General features: G+C 61.2%; 14 protein-coding genes. 3 read left to right on the top strand and 11 right to left on the bottom strand.

Features of this window, described 5'->3' with window-relative positions; translation table 11 throughout:
* Positions 1 to 33: 33 nt before the first annotated feature.
* The 5 genes from PFZ56_RS27270 to minC all read right to left on the bottom strand — a co-directional run bounded on the left by PFZ56_RS27270 (position 34) and on the right by minC (position 4,196).
* Positions 34 to 1,323, bottom strand: coding sequence for a M18 family aminopeptidase (locus tag PFZ56_RS27270; protein WP_170001893.1), 1,290 nt, complete (start codon positions 1,321 to 1,323; stop codon positions 34 to 36).
* Positions 1,324 to 1,463: 140 nt separating this feature from the next.
* Complete coding sequence (locus PFZ56_RS27265) at positions 1,464 to 2,099, bottom strand: RluA family pseudouridine synthase (protein WP_102860792.1); 636 nt, start codon at positions 2,097 to 2,099, stop codon at positions 1,464 to 1,466.
* Positions 2,100 to 2,191: 92 nt separating this feature from the next.
* Positions 2,192 to 2,446, bottom strand: coding sequence for a cell division topological specificity factor MinE (minE, locus tag PFZ56_RS27260; protein ID WP_007898843.1), 255 nt, complete (start codon positions 2,444 to 2,446; stop codon positions 2,192 to 2,194).
* Complete coding sequence (gene minD, locus PFZ56_RS27255; RefSeq protein WP_011062650.1) at positions 2,446 to 3,258, bottom strand: septum site-determining protein MinD; 813 nt, start codon at positions 3,256 to 3,258, stop codon at positions 2,446 to 2,448. Before minD ends, minE begins: the two co-directional genes overlap by 1 nt.
* Positions 3,259 to 3,458: 200 nt before the next feature.
* Positions 3,459 to 4,196 (bottom strand): septum site-determining protein MinC, encoded by a 738-nt coding sequence (gene minC / locus PFZ56_RS27250; protein ID WP_102860793.1) that lies wholly within the window; start codon positions 4,194 to 4,196, stop codon positions 3,459 to 3,461.
* Positions 4,197 to 4,318: 122 nt separating this feature from the next.
* Between minC and PFZ56_RS27245 the strand changes: the two genes are divergently transcribed.
* Both PFZ56_RS27245 and PFZ56_RS27240 read left to right on the top strand, forming a co-directional pair.
* Positions 4,319 to 5,251 carry a lipid A biosynthesis lauroyl acyltransferase gene (locus tag PFZ56_RS27245; protein WP_102880516.1) on the top strand — a complete coding sequence of 311 codons (933 nt, stop codon included), beginning with the start codon at positions 4,319 to 4,321 and terminating at the stop codon, positions 5,249 to 5,251.
* Positions 5,252 to 5,301: 50 nt separating this feature from the next.
* Positions 5,302 to 6,459: a patatin-like phospholipase family protein gene (locus PFZ56_RS27240; RefSeq protein WP_102880515.1), complete on the top strand. Its 1,158-nt coding sequence runs from the start codon at positions 5,302 to 5,304 to the stop codon at positions 6,457 to 6,459.
* 44 nt (positions 6,460 to 6,503) lie between these two features.
* Here the strand turns inward: PFZ56_RS27240 and denD are convergent, their stop codons facing one another.
* Both denD and PFZ56_RS27230 read right to left on the bottom strand, forming a co-directional pair.
* Positions 6,504 to 7,478, bottom strand: a complete 975-nt coding sequence (gene denD, locus PFZ56_RS27235; RefSeq protein WP_110651494.1) for a D-erythronate dehydrogenase — start codon at positions 7,476 to 7,478, stop codon at positions 6,504 to 6,506.
* A 16-nt stretch (positions 7,479 to 7,494) separates the two neighbouring features.
* Positions 7,495 to 8,805, bottom strand: coding sequence for an MFS transporter (locus tag PFZ56_RS27230; RefSeq protein ID WP_170001891.1), 1,311 nt, complete (start codon positions 8,803 to 8,805; stop codon positions 7,495 to 7,497).
* A gap of 167 nt (positions 8,806 to 8,972) precedes the next feature.
* Between PFZ56_RS27230 and PFZ56_RS27225 the strand changes: the two genes are divergently transcribed.
* Positions 8,973 to 9,752 carry a FadR/GntR family transcriptional regulator gene (locus PFZ56_RS27225; protein ID WP_222933647.1) on the top strand — a complete coding sequence of 260 codons (780 nt, stop codon included), beginning with the start codon at positions 8,973 to 8,975 and terminating at the stop codon, positions 9,750 to 9,752.
* A 78-nt stretch (positions 9,753 to 9,830) separates the two neighbouring features.
* Here PFZ56_RS27225 and PFZ56_RS27220 read toward each other — a convergent pair whose 3' ends face one another.
* The 4 genes from PFZ56_RS27220 to PFZ56_RS27205 form a co-directional block, all read right to left on the bottom strand.
* Positions 9,831 to 10,616 (bottom strand): outer membrane protein OmpK, encoded by a 786-nt coding sequence (locus PFZ56_RS27220; protein ID WP_102880513.1) that lies wholly within the window; start codon positions 10,614 to 10,616, stop codon positions 9,831 to 9,833.
* A gap of 635 nt (positions 10,617 to 11,251) precedes the next feature.
* Entirely contained in the window at positions 11,252 to 12,610 is a 1,359-nt protein-coding gene (locus PFZ56_RS27215) for a nucleobase:cation symporter-2 family protein (RefSeq protein ID WP_102860799.1), read from the bottom strand.
* Positions 12,611 to 12,782: 172 nt separating this feature from the next.
* Positions 12,783 to 14,096: a urate hydroxylase PuuD gene (locus PFZ56_RS27210; RefSeq protein WP_170001889.1), complete on the bottom strand. Its 1,314-nt coding sequence runs from the start codon at positions 14,094 to 14,096 to the stop codon at positions 12,783 to 12,785.
* A gap of 51 nt (positions 14,097 to 14,147) precedes the next feature.
* A complete protein-coding gene (locus tag PFZ56_RS27205; RefSeq protein ID WP_102880511.1) occupies positions 14,148 to 14,651 on the bottom strand; it encodes an ureidoglycolate lyase in 504 nt (167 codons plus the stop codon).
* Positions 14,652 to 14,686 lie beyond the last annotated feature (35 nt).

Here is a 14,686-nt window from a genome sequence, read left to right as displayed (position 1 = left end):
CGGGGCCCCCTGAGGGGCGCCCGCGGTGACAACTCAGGGCAGTTCGTGGCTGGCGTAGAACGCGCTCAGCACCTTTACCAGGTGGGCCAGGTCATGGCTGCCACAGAGTTCACGGATCGAGTGCATGGCGAAGGTCGGCAAGCCGATGTCGACAGTGCGCACGCCCAGGTGGCTGGCGGTGATCGGGCCGATGGTCGAGCCGCAACCCATGTCGCTGCGCACCACGAAGCTCTGCACCGGGACTTCCTCGGCCATGCACAGATGGCGGAAGAAACCGGCGGTTTCGCTGTTGGTGGCGTAGCGCTGGTTGCTGTTGACCTTGATCACCGGGCCGGCATTGAGTTTCGGGCCGTGATTGGCGTCGTGCTTGTCAGCGTAGTTGGGGTGCACGCCGTGGGCGTTGTCTGCGGAAATCAGCAGCGATTTCTGGATGGTGCGGACGAACTCGTCGCCTTCGGGCAGCAGGCGGCGCAGGGTCTGTTCGAGCATCGGGCCATCGGCGCCGCAAGCCGAGCAGGAGCCGACTTCTTCATGGTCGTTGCACACCAGTACGCAGGTTTCCTCGCTGTCGGCTGTCAACAGTGCCTGCAGCCCGGCGTAGCAGGACAGCAGGTTGTCCAAGCGCGCGCCGGCAATGAAGTCACCGTGCAGGCCGATCACCGCGGCGCTCTGGGTGTCGTAGAAACTCAACTCGTAGTCCAGCACCACATCGGCGTTCAGACCGTGTTCGCGGGCCAGTTGGTCGGTCAGGACCGCGCGGAAATCCACCCGCTCATCGCCGGCGAACTGGGCAAGGATCGGCGGCAATTCGTTCTGCGCGTTGATCGCCCAGCCCTGATTGGCTTCACGGTTGAGGTGGATGGCCAGGTTGGGAATGATCGCGATGGGGGCCTTGAAGTCGATCAGTTGGCTTTCCACCTTGCCATCGCGGCGGAAGGTTACGCGGCCGGCCAGTGACAGGTCACGGTCGAACCAGGGAGCCAGCAGTGCGCCGCCATAGACTTCCACACCCAGTTGCCAGAAACCCTGGCGCTGCAGTTCAGGCTGAGGCTTGACCCGCAGGCAGGGGCTGTCGGTGTGGGCGCCCACCAGGCGGATGCCGCCTTGCAGGGGCGAATGCCGGCCCAGCTTGAAGGCGACGATGGAGGAGTCGTTGCGGGTGACGTAGTAGCGGCCGTTGGCTTCGGTGGTCCAGGGCTCGCGCTCGTCGAGGCGCTGGTAACCTGCCGCTTCCAGACGTTGAATAAGGCTGGCAGTGGCATGGAAAGGGGTAGGGGAGGCCTTGAGGAAGTCGATCAGGCCTTGGTTCAACTCTTCGCGCATAAGTAGCTCCAGACAGCAGTGGCGCGAGTTTAACGTATAGCAGGGCACTGTAGGAGCCGGCTTGCCGGCGAAGCGGTTGTCGACCTGGGGGATGGTCGTCAGGGGGCCTTCGCCGGAAAACCCGCTCCTGCAGAACGCTGTCAGAAGGGCGCGGGGCAATCGAAGCGCAGGCGCTCACCGGTCTGGGGATGAGTGAAGCTGAGCATGCTGGCATGCAGGCACAGCCTTGGCCAGGCGGCCAAGGCCTGCGGGTGGGCGTAGAGGCCATCGCCCAGTAGTGGGTGCCCGATGGACAGCATGTGTACCCGCAACTGATGAGAGCGGCCGGTGATGGGGGTCAGCTCGACCCGGCACCAGTCGCCGCAGCGCTCCAGCACTCGCCAGAAGGTCAGGGCGTGCTTGCCGAATTCGTGGTCCACCACATGCCGGGGTTTGGTTGGCGGGTCATAGCGCAAGGGCAGATCGATGCTGCCGCTGTCCAGTTCCGGTTGGCCCCAGCACAGGGCGGTGTAGGCTTTTTCGGTTTCGCGGTCATGAAACTGTCGCGACAGTTCGCGATGGGTGTCCGCGTCCCGGGCCAGGAGAATGATCCCTGAGGTTTCCCAATCCAGTCGGTGGACGATACGGGCTTCGGGGTAGCCATTTTCCTGCAGGCGAGTGATCAGGCAGTCCTTGTTGTCGTCGGCGCGACCGGGGACTGAAAGCAGCAGGGTGGGTTTGTTCACCACCAGGACGGCGGGGTCCTGATGCAGGATGTGGATATTCGACAACGGCATTAAAACAGCCTCGTAACAAACGCCAACGGCGGCTCGCCGACCTCAATGCTGTGCATGAGGTCAGCGAGCCGCCGTGGCTCCCGTCGGATCAATCAGCGATCAGGCAGGGTGATATTGAGTTCCAGGATCGAGCAACTGCCCTGGTTTTCCAGAGCGACGTGCACGTCGTCGGACCCGATATTGACGTACTTGCGGATCACTTCCACCAGTTCCTTCTGCAAGGCGGGCAAGTAATCAGGGGTGCTGCGCTGGCCGCGTTCATGCGCCACGATGATCTGTAGACGCTCTTTCGCTACCGACGCGGTGCTGACCTTTTTGCTGGCACGAAAGAAGTCAAAAAGATTCATTATCTACCTCCAAACAGGCGCTCGAAGAATCCCTTCTTCTCGACATCAAGGAACCGGTGTTCCACGGTTTTGCCCAGCAAACGATCGACTGCGTCGCTGTAGGCCTGGCCCGCATCGCTCTGGTCGTCGAGAATCACCGGCACGCCCTGGTTGGAAGCCTTGAGCACGGCCTGGGATTCCGGAATCACGCCCAGCAGGGTCACTGCGAGAATTTCTTTGACGTCTTCAACGCCAAGCATTTCGCCATTGCTGACGCGCTCCGGGTTGTAACGGGTCAACAGCAGGTGCTCCTTGATCGCGTCTTCGCCTTTTTCGGCGCGGCGGGATTTGCTGGCCAGCAGGCCGAGCATACGGTCGGAGTCGCGGACCGAAGAGACTTCAGGGTTGGTCACGACAATCGCTTCGTCGGCGAAGTACATGGCCAAGTGGGCGCCTTTCTCGATACCGGCTGGGGAGTCGCAGACCACGAACTCGAAAGTTTCCTTGAGTTCCATCAGGACTTTTTCCACGCCTTCCAGGGTCAGCGCGTCTTTGTCGCGGGTCTGGCTGGCGGCCAGTACGTAGAGGTTTTCCAGGCGCTTGTCTTTGATCAGGGCTTGCTGCAGGTTGGCTTCGCCATTGACCACGTTGACGAAGTCATACACCACGCGACGCTCGCAACCCATGATCAGGTCGAGGTTACGCAGGCCGACGTCGAAGTCGACGATGACTGTTTTGTGACCGCGCAGAGCGAGGCCGGTACCGATAGCGGCGCTGGTGGTGGTTTTACCCACACCACCCTTGCCGGATGTAACCACGAGAATCTTGGCCAAGGTGTTTCACCCCTAAGGAAAAAGGACTTTTAGCCCCTGAAAAACATCTCTTGAAAACTACTGCAGTCGGACAGCCTTGGCTGGAGCTCGGTCAGCGGCAGGGTTTATCGTCGATAAACTCTGCTGATTGCCAATTTCCTACTTCGTTTGAGCCGTAATCGCTACGTTTTAGAGATGCTTGGAAAATGCGGCAGTATCCGTTAAAGACGTGTGATGTTCAACACGTCACCCGACAGGCTGACCTGGACTCCAGAGCCCCACAAAGGGTCGCGCCGCAGGTCTTCGGAAACCTTGTACTGACCGGCGATGGAGATCAGTTCAGCGCTCAATTGCTGACAGAAAATCCGTGCCTTGGTGTCACCTTTGACGCCAGCCAGCGCCCGACCACGCATTGGGCCGTATACATGGATATTGCCATCGGCGAGAAGTTCCGCGCCGGGGCTGACCGAGGACACCACGACCAGATCGCCACCTTGGGCGTAGATCTGCTGTCCGCCGCGTACTGGCGAAGTGATGATGCGGGTCGGTTTCACGGTTGGTTCAGGCGGCTTTTCCGGTACTTTCTTGACCTCGCTTTCCGGCGGATCGAGGGGGCGCTCCCGGGCACCGGAAGGTGGCAGCACTGGCAGATCGACGGCAATGGCCGCTGCAATGTCTTCAATCCGGCTGGCGCGGATCGCCAGGGTGCGCAGACCGTGCTGGCGGCAGACACGCATCAGCCCGGGCAGATCCACCGAGCCCTCGGCAGCAGGCAGCTTGTCCAGCGCCAGTACCAGTGGCGCGTTGCTGAAGAAGTTTGGCGCCTGGGCGACCTTCGCGGCCAGTTGGCGATCGAGGCCTTCAAGGTCGTTGCGGGCCAGTTCCAGCACCGTGATGGCGAGCATGCTGCCCTTTAACTGGAACACAGGATCTTGGTCTAGCGATTCGGTTTGGCTCATGGTCTGCAGAAGGCGGCTTGTCACTAAAAGTGCCGAGACTTATAACGAGATCGCCCGCGCCCCGCAAGCCAGGTCGAACCGATGTAGAATGCGCGACCTTGTTGTCTGTCCCGGAATCTGTAATGGATCGCCCGCGTTTTCGAGCTGCATTCTTGTCTCCACGTTTCTGGCCGCTGTGGCTGGGACTTGGCGTGTTATGGCTGATCGTCCAACTGCCTTATCCCGTGCTCCTGCAAATCGGTCGCGCCCTGGGGGCGTTGATGTACCGAGTAGCCGGCGATCGACGGTCTATCGCCCGACGCAATCTGGAGCTGTGTTTCCCGGAAAAATCCGCCGCAGAGCGCAAGCGCCTGCTCAAGGAAAACTTCGCCTCCACCGGGATCGCCTTCTTCGAAATGGCCATGAGCTGGTGGTGGTCCAAGCAGCGTCTGGCGCGCCTGGCCCATGTCGAAGGCTTGGAACACCTCAAGCAGGCCCAGCGCGAAGGTCATGGGGTGATTCTCATGGCCCTGCACTTCACTACCCTGGAAATTGGCGCGGCGCTGCTGGGGCAGCAGCACACCATCGATGGCATGTACCGCGAGCACAAGAACCCGCTGTTCGATTTCATTCAGCGTCGTGGCCGCGAGCGACACAACCTGGATTCCCTGGCCGTGGAGCGAGAGGACGTGCGTGGCATGCTCAAGCTGCTGCGTTCCGGTCGGGCCATCTGGTATGCACCGGACCAGGACTATGGCGCCAAGCAGAGCCTGTTCGTGCCGTTGTTCGGCATCCAGGCGGCTACCGTGACCGCCACCAGCAAGTTCGCCCGCCTGGGCAAGGCGCTGGTCGTGCCTTTCACTCAGGAGCGCCTGGCCGATGGCAGTGGCTATCGCCTGGTGATTCATGCACCCCTGACGGATTTTCCCGGTGCCACTGAAGAAGAGGATTGCCTGCGGATCAATCAGTGGGTGGAAAGTGCGTTGCGCGCCTGTCCCGAGCAGTACCTCTGGGCCCATCGACGCTTCAAGAGCCGGCCGCCGGGCGAGCCCAAGCTTTACAAGAAGCGCGGTTGACCGCCTGGCATTGATTGCCGGATCTTGTGCGCCACGGATGGAGTGAGTAGATGAGTGTTGCGCAACCGATCACAGGTTTGATTCTTTCCGGCGGTGGTGCCCGTGCCGCCTATCAGGTGGGCGTGCTGGCGGCGATTGCCGAGCTGTTGGGGCCTGGGGCGCGCAATCCGTTTCCGGTGATCGTTGGTACCTCTGCCGGGGCCATCAACGCGGTCAGCCTGGCCAGTGGGGCCACGGATTTTCCCGCGGCAATCGAACGCCTCACGGCATTCTGGCGCAGCTTTCGCAGCGATCAGGTGATGCGCAGCGATTGGCCGGGAGTGATTCGCCAAGCCAGTCGTTTTGTCGGCCACAGCCTGTTGGGGCTCGGTGCTCAGGTGCCGGTGGCGCTGATCAACAACTCGCCGCTACGCGACCTGCTCAATCAGCACATGCATCTTTCGGGCATCAACCAGGCCATTTCCCAAGGCCAGCTGCATGCGGTAGCGGTGACGGCCTTTGGCTACGAATCCGGACAGGCGGTGACTTTTTATCAAGGTGGCGGGGTCATCGATCCCTGGTTGCGTCATCGGCGCATCGGCGTTCCCATTCAGCTGACGGTGGACCACCTGCTGGCCAGCGCGGCGATTCCCTTGCTGTTCGCGCCAGTGAAGCTCGACCAGGAGTATTTCGGTGACGGTGCCGTGCGCCAGTCGGCGCCCATCAGCCCGGCGTTGCACCTGGGGGCCAGCCGCGTGCTGGTGGTGGGGGTCAGTGGCAACCCGCGGGGCAATGATCCAGACGCCACCCGGCAGCGTTCTTACACCGGGCAGCAGCCGACTCTGGCGCAAATTGGTGGCCATATGCTCAACAGCACCTTTATTGACAGTCTGGAAAGCGATATCGAACTGCTGGAGCGGCTCAATCATTTCAGTCGGCTGTTACCAGGCAGTGCGGCGGATCGCGGCTTGGGTATCGCGCCGGTGGAAGTGCTGGTGATTGCCCCGAGTCAGCCGATCGACGAAATAGCGGCGCGGCACCGGCAGGAGTTGCCAGCGGCTCTGCGCTTGTTCCTGCGCGGACCGGGGGCAACCCGGACCAGTGGTGCCGGGGTCCTGAGCTATTTGCTGTTCGAGGCGTCGTATTGCAGCGAGTTGATCGAACTGGGGCGCAGTGACGCTCTGGCCAAGGGCGAGGAGTTGGCGCGGTTTCTGGGCCTTAAGGGTTGATGCCCGGGCTCAGCCGATGAGCCCGGGATTTTCGCAGCCTGAGGTCAGTGAGGCAGGTAGTCCTGGATGAACTGGCGGATCACACCGATAAAATCCTCGTCCGCGGTGAAACCCAGTTCGCGTGCATATCCTGCACTGAAGGCTCCCGGCCAGGAGCCGACGATGCGTTCGATCCTGGCGTCCGGGCGTAGCTGAATACGCTGGGCAACTTCGTCTCCGGCCACTTCCCGCAGCGCGTCGATCATCTGCGCCACGGTCAGCGACAGACCGGGCATGTTGATCACTCGGCCCTGACTCAAGCGCTCTGCGGCCAGTTCATGACCATGGATCAGGTTGGCAATGGCCCGGGCTGGAGACATCAACCAGAGTCGGGTATCCAGGGCCACCGGGCAGGCACTGGCCTGGCCGCTGAGGGGTTCGCGGATGATACCGCTGGCGAAGCTGGACGCCGCCAGGTTCGGTTTGCCTGGCCGCACCACGATGGTGGGCATGCGCAGGCTGCGACCATCGACGAAGCCGCGTCGGCTGTAATCGGCGAGCAGCAGGTCATTCATGGCTTTCTGGGTCCCGTAGGAGCTTTGCGGAGCCCAGACCTGATCATCGTCGACGTTCTCCGGCAGTTGCCCACCGAAAACGGCCACAGAACTGGTCATCACCCACTTTGGGCAGGAGCCCAGCTGGCGCGCCCGTTCCAGCAGACCTTGGGTCGCACTGAAGTTGACCCGCATACCCAGTTCGAAATCGCCTTCCGCCTGGCTGGAGACCACGGCGGCCAGGTGAAAGATGCTATCGGTGTCGGCGTCGATCAGTTTGGCCAGCACCTGTTCATCGCTAATGTCTCCTTCCTTGACCTGCACCCGTGGGTCATCAAGGCCCTGCACGGGCTCCCGGTCAAATGCGGTAATGCGCTTGATGGGCTGCAATTGGCCGTGACGGTCGGTCAGTGTGCCCCGTTGCAGCAAGGCTTCGATCAGCCGCCGTCCGAGAAAGCCGGCCGCGCCGGTGACAAGAATATTCATGAGTGGCTCCAAGTGTTCAGCGATTGACGAGTTTTCCGGGAATCTTGAAGACCAGCAGGGCGCCGATGAACAACGCGCTGGCCATGACGTACATGCCGATGGTGGTGCTTTGGGTCAGGTCTTTGAGAAAGCCCATCAGGTAGGGCGAGACAAAGCCGGCGAGGTTGCCCCAGGAGTTGATCAAGGCAATGCCGGCGGCGGCCGCGGTGCCGCCGAGAAAGGCCGTGGGCAGGCTCCAGAACAGCGGCAGGGTGCTGAAGGCGCCCATGGCCCCCAGGGTCAGGCCGATCATCGATACCGTGAAGTTGTCACTCCAGGTGGCGGAAATCATCAGGCCGATACCGCCAAGCACGGCGGTCAGCGCCAAATGCCAGCGGCGTTCGCGCAACCGGTCGGCGCTGCGGGAGATCAGCACCATGGTCAGCGCTGCCGCGGCATAGGGAATCGCCGTGAGCATGCCGACCTCGAACACGTCGCTGACCCCGGCCTGGCGAATCAGCGAGGGCAGCCAGAAGCCAACGGTGTAGAAGCCGGCGATCATGCAGAAATAGATGGCGGTCAGCAGCCAGATCCGGGGTTGCCCGAACACTTGCCTGACGCTGTGAACCTGATGGCCGTCGGTCTCGGCCTCGATTCGGGCCTGCAGCAGGTTTTTTTCTTGGCGGGTCAACCAGCCCGCGTCGGCGATACGGTCGCGGAGGCAGTAGATCACCAGGCCGCCCACCAGGATCGACGGCAAGCCTTCGAGGAAGAACATCCATTGCCAGCCTGCAAAGCCCTGGTGGCCATTGAGGGCACTCATGATCCAACCGGACAGCGGCGCGCCAATCAACCCCGAAAGCGGTACCGCGGTAGCGAACAGGGCGTACATCTTGCCGCGGCGGTTGGAAGGGAACCAGTACGACAGATAGAGGATGACCCCCGGATAGAACCCGGCCTCGGCGATGCCCAACAGAAAGCGCATCACATAGAAGGAGGTAGGGGTGCTGACGAAAGCCATGCACGAGGAAATGATGCCCCAACTGATCATGATGCGAGCGATCCACAGGCGCGCACCGACCCGATGCAGGATCAGGTTGCTGGGAATTTCCACCAGAAAGTAGGCGATGAAGAAAATCCCCGCGCCCAGTCCGTAGACCGCTTCGGAAAATTGCAGGTCTTCGGACATCTGCAACTTGGCGAAGCCGACGTTGACTCGATCCAGGTAGGCCACCAGGTAGCACAACAGCAGCAACGGCAGGATGCGCCAGGCGACTTTGCGATAAGCCAGGTCTTCAAAGGAGGCGGTGGGGGAGCGGGCGGCAGTTTGCGACAGTGATTCAGTCATCTCTTTACCCATCCTTTTTTCTTGTATTTGGGTGATTTTGTTTTTATCAGACTTGCTGAGATGTCTTAGATATCATAATACATCATACGAATTCAACGGCCGGATACCGAGCGGGACGGCGTGCACGAAATGCAGTACCGTTAGCCACTTTGAATACAGAGATACTCATGTCCAAGCCTGACAACTCTTCCCTCGCCGTCGATTCCCTGGCGACGCTCAAGGATGCGGCCAAGGGCACCCTGGCGGATCAAGTGACTGCGGCACTCAAGGCGCATATCGCCAGTGGCGAGGCCCTGCCGGGTTCGCGGCTGCCCACCGAGCCGGTTATGTGCGAGCGTTTCGGGGTCAGCCGTACGGTCATCCGCGAGGCGATTTCGCGCTTGAAGTCGGCCGGGCTGGTGGAGGTGCGCCAAGGTAGCGGCACCGTGGTCAGCGAGGGCGCGCATATCAAGGCCTTCACTATCGATCTGGATGTTCGCGGGTCGATCGAGGCGGTTCTGCGGGTGACTGAACTGCGACGTGGTATCGAGGGCGAGGCGGCGGCGCTGGCGGCGCAGCGGCACACCCCCGAGCAACTGCAGGCGATCCATCAGGCATTGCTGGCCATCGATGTGGCCGAGCAGGCCGGCCAGGACGGCGTGGAGCAGGACCTGGCGTTTCACTTGTCGATTTCCCAGGCCACCGGCAATCCGCTGTATCCCTCATTGCATGAGTTCATTGCCCAGTTCATCAAGGAGGCGATCCGCATTACCCGTTCCAATGAGGAGCGGCGCCGGGATCTGGCGCACTCGGTGCGCGATGAGCATTTCGCGGTCTATGGGGCCATCGCCGCGCGTGATGTCGAAGGGGCGCGGCAAGCAGCGCTGAGCCACATCCACAATGCGGTGGAACGGCTCAAGAGTGCCGATCCGGGATTCTGGCGGGACTCCGGATCACGTCTTGCCTGATAGGCAGCATCGCGCTGGCCCATCAGTCTGAGTGGCCGGCTCTCATCGGAATATGAGGGCCGGCCGTCTCAGGGGGTATCAGAAGTGGTATTTGACCAACAGGCTGGCGGTGTCCTGGTTGGTCTCGAAGTTACGCGAATCCTTGATGCCGTATTTGTTCTTCCAGTAGTCGTACTCGAAACCGACGTACAGCTGCTTGGCGCCCCAGTTCAGTGCCTTGCCCAAGTCATATTTGATCTGTGGGTTGAAGTGCAGGTTGGCGTGGTAGGTGCCCTTGGCGTTCTGGTCGTTGTCCACCACCCAGTCCATGAAACCGTCGATCAGGATGTCCGAGCGGCCCACGGGAATGGTGTAGGACCACACCGGAGTGATCTGCCAGACGTTGTCACCCGCGCGGCTGCCTTCGGTGTGGCGCTGGTAGAAGTTCAGCTGGAAGTAGTCGAAGCCCGGTACTGCCAGGTCGAAGCCCGGGCCGATCAGGTAGGACTCATTGTCGCCTTCGCCGAATTCGTAAGTGAACGCCAGGAGCACGTCCTTGATCGGGCCGAATTCCAGTTTCTGGTCGAAGATCTTGCCGAACGACAAGCGTGGCGAGAACTCGCCGTAGTAGGTGTCCGGGCCGACATTGCCGTCTTCCTTGCCGTTGTAGAAGATGCGGTCGAGGAAGAAGAAGTTGTCCCCGTACTTCCAGGCGTCGGCGTGTTCGAAGGTGACCGTCTGTTGAATCTGCGGGTTGACTTCGAAGTTCTTGCCATACAAGTAAGTCAGGCTGTTGTTCTGCCATTGCAACAGGTCGCCAGCCACGGCCTGCCCCCCGGCCAGCAGGCTGGTGGCCAACATCAGGCTCTTGCACATCGATTTCATTCGGTTGCTCCCAAGTAGGTAGTTCCACGTTTTTTTTGGCTTGACGCTCTGGTGTGGCGCCTTTTTTCTTTGCTGTAAAAAACCATCCGATCGGTCAGCTTTGTTGCTTTTAGCAAGAGCTGAGCCAAGGCCGAAAAAAAGCAAAAAACTCCCGTCCAGCTGTAGCGATACAGCCGGGCGAGAGTGTTTTCGCGCTATTTTCGGGCGCCTTGTTACCTGTCCAGGCCGGGATAAGTTGGCTCTTGGGTCAGGTTTTTCATCCGGGCTTTTTTTTAGACCAGATTTGCGCGGCCGCGGAGAATACTGGCTCTCACGGCAGGGCTCAAGTGCGCCGCAACGGCGCACTTGCAACCACTTTGGGGCAGGCTGGCCGACCATATCAGGCAGGTATCCGCAATGAAGGGCAATAGCCGGGCAATGATCGCTGGCCATCGGGGCGCTGGGCCGGCGCCAATGGCCGTGGAGCGGCCACCGCCAGAGGGGCCTGGGCAGGCTGCATAGGAGTGCTCCCTGTTTGTTTTTATTGTCAAGGCGCGGCGTCTGTGGGCGGCGCTCGGTCCTGGGGGCCTGGCGCCGCATTCAAGCGTGAACGGTGCAGCAGCCCCCGGGCGCCGAACCGGCGCCCGGGGGGCGACTCAATGCTGATGAGCGTGGTGGGCGCTGTTGGCCGCGCGCTCGCTGCCGCCGAGGATGTTGAACAGCAGGTTCAGCACCAGGGCGCTCAAGGTCGCCATGGCAATGCCGCTGTGGGTGATGGGGCTCATCCACAGCGGCAGGTGGGCAAAGAACTCCGGGCGGACCACGGGAATCAGGCCCATTCCGATGCTCACAGCCACCAGCAACTGATTGCGGCGGTCAGCGATGTCGGCTTCCTGGAGGATCTTGATCCCGGTGGCGGCCACCATGCCGAACATGGCGATGGCTGCGCCGCCCAGTACCGCTGGAGGAATCGAGGCCACCAGGAACGCCGCCTTGGGCAGCAGGCTGAGGATGATCAGCAGGCCACCGGCGACGATGGTCACGGAACGGCAGCGCACCCCGGTCATCTGCACCAGGCCGATGTTCTGGGCGAAGGAAGAGTGGGTGAAGGTGTTGAGGAAACCGGCGAAGAACGACGCCCCGGCATCACACAGCAGGCCGCGGCGCAGCATGCGCGGGGTGACCTCCTGGCCGGTGATCTTGCCCAGGGCCAGGAACATCCCGGTGGACTCGACGAAGATGATCACCACCACCAGGCACATGGACAGGATGGGGGCAAGATGGAACTGCGGCATGCCGAAGTGCAGCGGCGTGACCACCTGCAGCCAGGGCGCCTGGGCCATGCCACTGAGGTCAACCATGCCGATCAGGCCGCAGAGGATGTAGCCCAGGCCCATGCCGATCAGCACGGAAATATTGACCCAGAAGCCACGCATGAAGCGATGGATCAACAGGATAGTGCCCAGCACCAGCGCGGCGATAGCCAGGTAGATGGGGGACCCGAATTGCGCGGCAGCGCTGCCGCCGCCGGCCCAGTTCACCGCCACTGGAAACAGTGACAAACCGATCGAGGTGATGACCGTCCCAGTGACCAGGGGCGGGAAGAAACGCACCACCTTGGACATGAACGGCGCAATCAGCATGCCGAAGAACCCTGCGGCGATGGTTGCACCGAAAATCCCCTGCATGCCGATCCCGGGCATGCCGGCCATGGCCACCATGCTGCCGACGGCGGCGAAGCTGGCCCCCATCATCACCGGCATGCGAATGCCCATGGGGCCGATGCCCAGCGACTGGACGATGGTGGCGATCCCCGCTACCAGCAGGTCGGCATTGATCAGGAAGGCGATTTCTTCACGACTCAGGCCCGCGGCCTGTCCGATGATCAGCGGCACCGCAATTGCACCGCCGTACATCAGCAGAACGTGTTGCAGACCGACCAGGATCAGTTGCAAGAAGGGCAGACGCTGAATGGCGGGCGCATCGGGGACGCACTGTTCGGATGAATCGGACATGCAACACCTCGGATCTTTTTATTCTTGTGATTTAACCGCTGCGTCTTTACGCGCAGCGTGTCTGCAACGGGCGAAGCTTGAGCGGCTGATGGCAATCAAGCCCGCCCCTACAGATGAGTCCGGTTCTGTAGGGGCGAGCTTGCTCGCGAATCGGCCCGGCGACAGGCGCTGATCAGTTGGTCTGGGCGCCCTGGGCAATCCAGGCACCGATCAGTTCACGTTCCTGTTGGGTCATTTGCGTGATGTTGCCCAATGGCATGATCTGACTGGCGACGGACTGGGCCTGGATACGTGCGGCCTGCAGGCGGATCTGTTCCGGGGTATCGAACATCACCCCGGCCGGTGCCGTGCTGAACAGGGGGCTGGTGGGCTTGGCCGAATGGCAAACCGTGCAGCGCTCCTGGATCACGTTATGCACCTTGTCGAAGGATGGCCCGGCACTGGATGCCTGTGCCGGACTTGCCGCTGGAGCCGCCGGGGCTTCTGCGCTGGCTGGCGCCGCGGGTTTGGCGCCACCGCCCAGCGCGGTTTCCGGCAGGGGCTGGTACTCGATCTGGCCGGCGGCCTTGGCTACTTCGGGGGCGCTGGGAGCTGGCGTCGGACCCGTCACGTAAGCCAGGCAGATCATGCCCAGTGCAGCAACGGGCAGGGTCCAGGCGAACTTGTGGCTGTCATGCCGGGTGTTGAAGTAGTGACGTACCAGCACCGCCAGGACCGCGATCCCGGCCAGGATCAACCAGTTGTACTGGCTACCGTAGGTGCTCGGGAAGTGGTTGCTGATCATGATGAACAGCACAGGCAGGGTGAAGTAGTTGTTGTGACGCGAACGCAGCAGGCCCTTGGCCGGCAGGGTCGGGTCCGGTGTGCGGTTTTCCGCGATCGCCGCCACCAGTGCGCGCTGGGCCGGCATGATGATGCGGAACACGTTGCCCACCATGATGGTGCCGATGATGGCGCCCACATGCAGGTATGCGCCACGGCCGCTGAACACTTTGCTGAAACCGTAAGCGGCGGCAATCAGCAGAACGAACAGGATGAAGCCGAGCAGGGCAGGTTTCTTGCCCAATGGCGAATCGCAGAGGAAGTCGTAGACGAACCAGCCGGCAATCAACGCGCCGATACCGATGGCTACGCCTTCAGGACCGCTCAGGCCGCTGCCGGGGGCAACCAGGTAGAGCATCGGGTTGTAGTAGAACACCAGGCACAGCAGGGCAATCCCCGACAGCCAGGTGAAGTAGGCTTCCCACTTGAACCAGTGCAGGTTCTCCGGCATCGAGGGCGGGGCCAGTTTGTATTTTTCCAGGTGATAGATACCGCCACCGTGAATCGCCCAGAGGTCGCCGGACAGGCCGTCCTTGGGGTTGACGCGATTGAGGTTGTTCTCCAGCCAGACGAAATAGAACGATGCGCCGATCCAGGCCACACCAGTGATCATATGTACCCAACGCACGCTCAGGTTGAGCCATTCCAACAGATGTGCTTCCACAGTCTTTACCTCTTGCCTGTCACCCTTGTTGTCGGGTGATCAGACCTTCTCTTATTGGTGGGGGGCGAGGATCAAACACTCATCCTCTTTGAAGAAATGCTCATCGCAGTTATTGCCTTTGCCACTGCGATCAACCACCAGGAAGTCATCCCGCTTTTCGATCGTCAGCACCGGGTGGTGCCAGACGCCGCGATGGTAATTGATGCCCTGCCTGCCATTACTGACGAAGGCGCGGACCAAGCCTGATACAGGTTCATCGCCAAGTGGCGCGACCACGATCAGAAAGGGGTTGCCGAGCAGCGGAATGAAGGCCTGGCTGCCCAGCGGATGGCGTTCCAGCATGCGGATGGTCAACGGCATTTCCAGCGCGTCGGCGCGGAAGATGCTGATGATCGCCTGGTCCTCCGGCTGGGCGGTTTCAACCGTTGCCAGGCGGTGGAAGCGCATGGTCGAACCATTGTTGATCATGAAGTGATCACTGCCGTCGGTTTCGATCACGTCACCGAAAGGGGCGAAGGCTTCTTTGCTCAGGGGTTCAATCATCAATGTGCGCATGCTGTTCTTCTTATCTTGAGTGTGTTTTGTCTGTT

The organism is Pseudomonas danubii (assembly GCF_042980055.1).
Classification (GTDB): domain Bacteria; phylum Pseudomonadota; class Gammaproteobacteria; order Pseudomonadales; family Pseudomonadaceae; genus Aquipseudomonas; species Aquipseudomonas danubii.
This window is presented reverse-complemented; position numbering and strand designations above follow the sequence as displayed.

What these genes read in the sequence shown, in the direction of transcription:
- PFZ56_RS27270 (WP_170001893.1), bottom strand. Translation starts at nt 1,323, where the DNA reads ATGCGCGAAGAGTTGAACCAAGGCCTGATCGACTTCCTCAAGGCCTCC.
- PFZ56_RS27265 (WP_102860792.1), bottom strand. Translation starts at nt 2,099, where the DNA reads ATGCCGTTGTCGAATATCCACATCCTGCATCAGGACCCCGCCGTCCTG.
- minE (WP_007898843.1), bottom strand. Translation starts at nt 2,446, where the DNA reads ATGAATCTTTTTGACTTCTTTCGTGCCAGCAAAAAGGTCAGCACCGCG.
- minC (WP_102860793.1), bottom strand. Translation starts at nt 4,196, where the DNA reads ATGAGCCAAACCGAATCGCTAGACCAAGATCCTGTGTTCCAGTTAAAG.
- PFZ56_RS27245 (WP_102880516.1), top strand. Translation starts at nt 4,319, where the DNA reads ATGGATCGCCCGCGTTTTCGAGCTGCATTCTTGTCTCCACGTTTCTGG.
- PFZ56_RS27240 (WP_102880515.1), top strand. Translation starts at nt 5,302, where the DNA reads ATGAGTGTTGCGCAACCGATCACAGGTTTGATTCTTTCCGGCGGTGGT.
- denD (WP_110651494.1), bottom strand. Translation starts at nt 7,478, where the DNA reads ATGAATATTCTTGTCACCGGCGCGGCCGGCTTTCTCGGACGGCGGCTG.
- PFZ56_RS27230 (WP_170001891.1), bottom strand. Translation starts at nt 8,805, where the DNA reads ATGACTGAATCACTGTCGCAAACTGCCGCCCGCTCCCCCACCGCCTCC.
- PFZ56_RS27225 (WP_222933647.1), top strand. Translation starts at nt 8,973, where the DNA reads ATGTCCAAGCCTGACAACTCTTCCCTCGCCGTCGATTCCCTGGCGACG.
- PFZ56_RS27220 (WP_102880513.1), bottom strand. Translation starts at nt 10,616, where the DNA reads ATGAAATCGATGTGCAAGAGCCTGATGTTGGCCACCAGCCTGCTGGCC.
- PFZ56_RS27215 (WP_102860799.1), bottom strand. Translation starts at nt 12,610, where the DNA reads ATGTCCGATTCATCCGAACAGTGCGTCCCCGATGCGCCCGCCATTCAG.
- PFZ56_RS27205 (WP_102880511.1), bottom strand. Translation starts at nt 14,651, where the DNA reads ATGCGCACATTGATGATTGAACCCCTGAGCAAAGAAGCCTTCGCCCCT.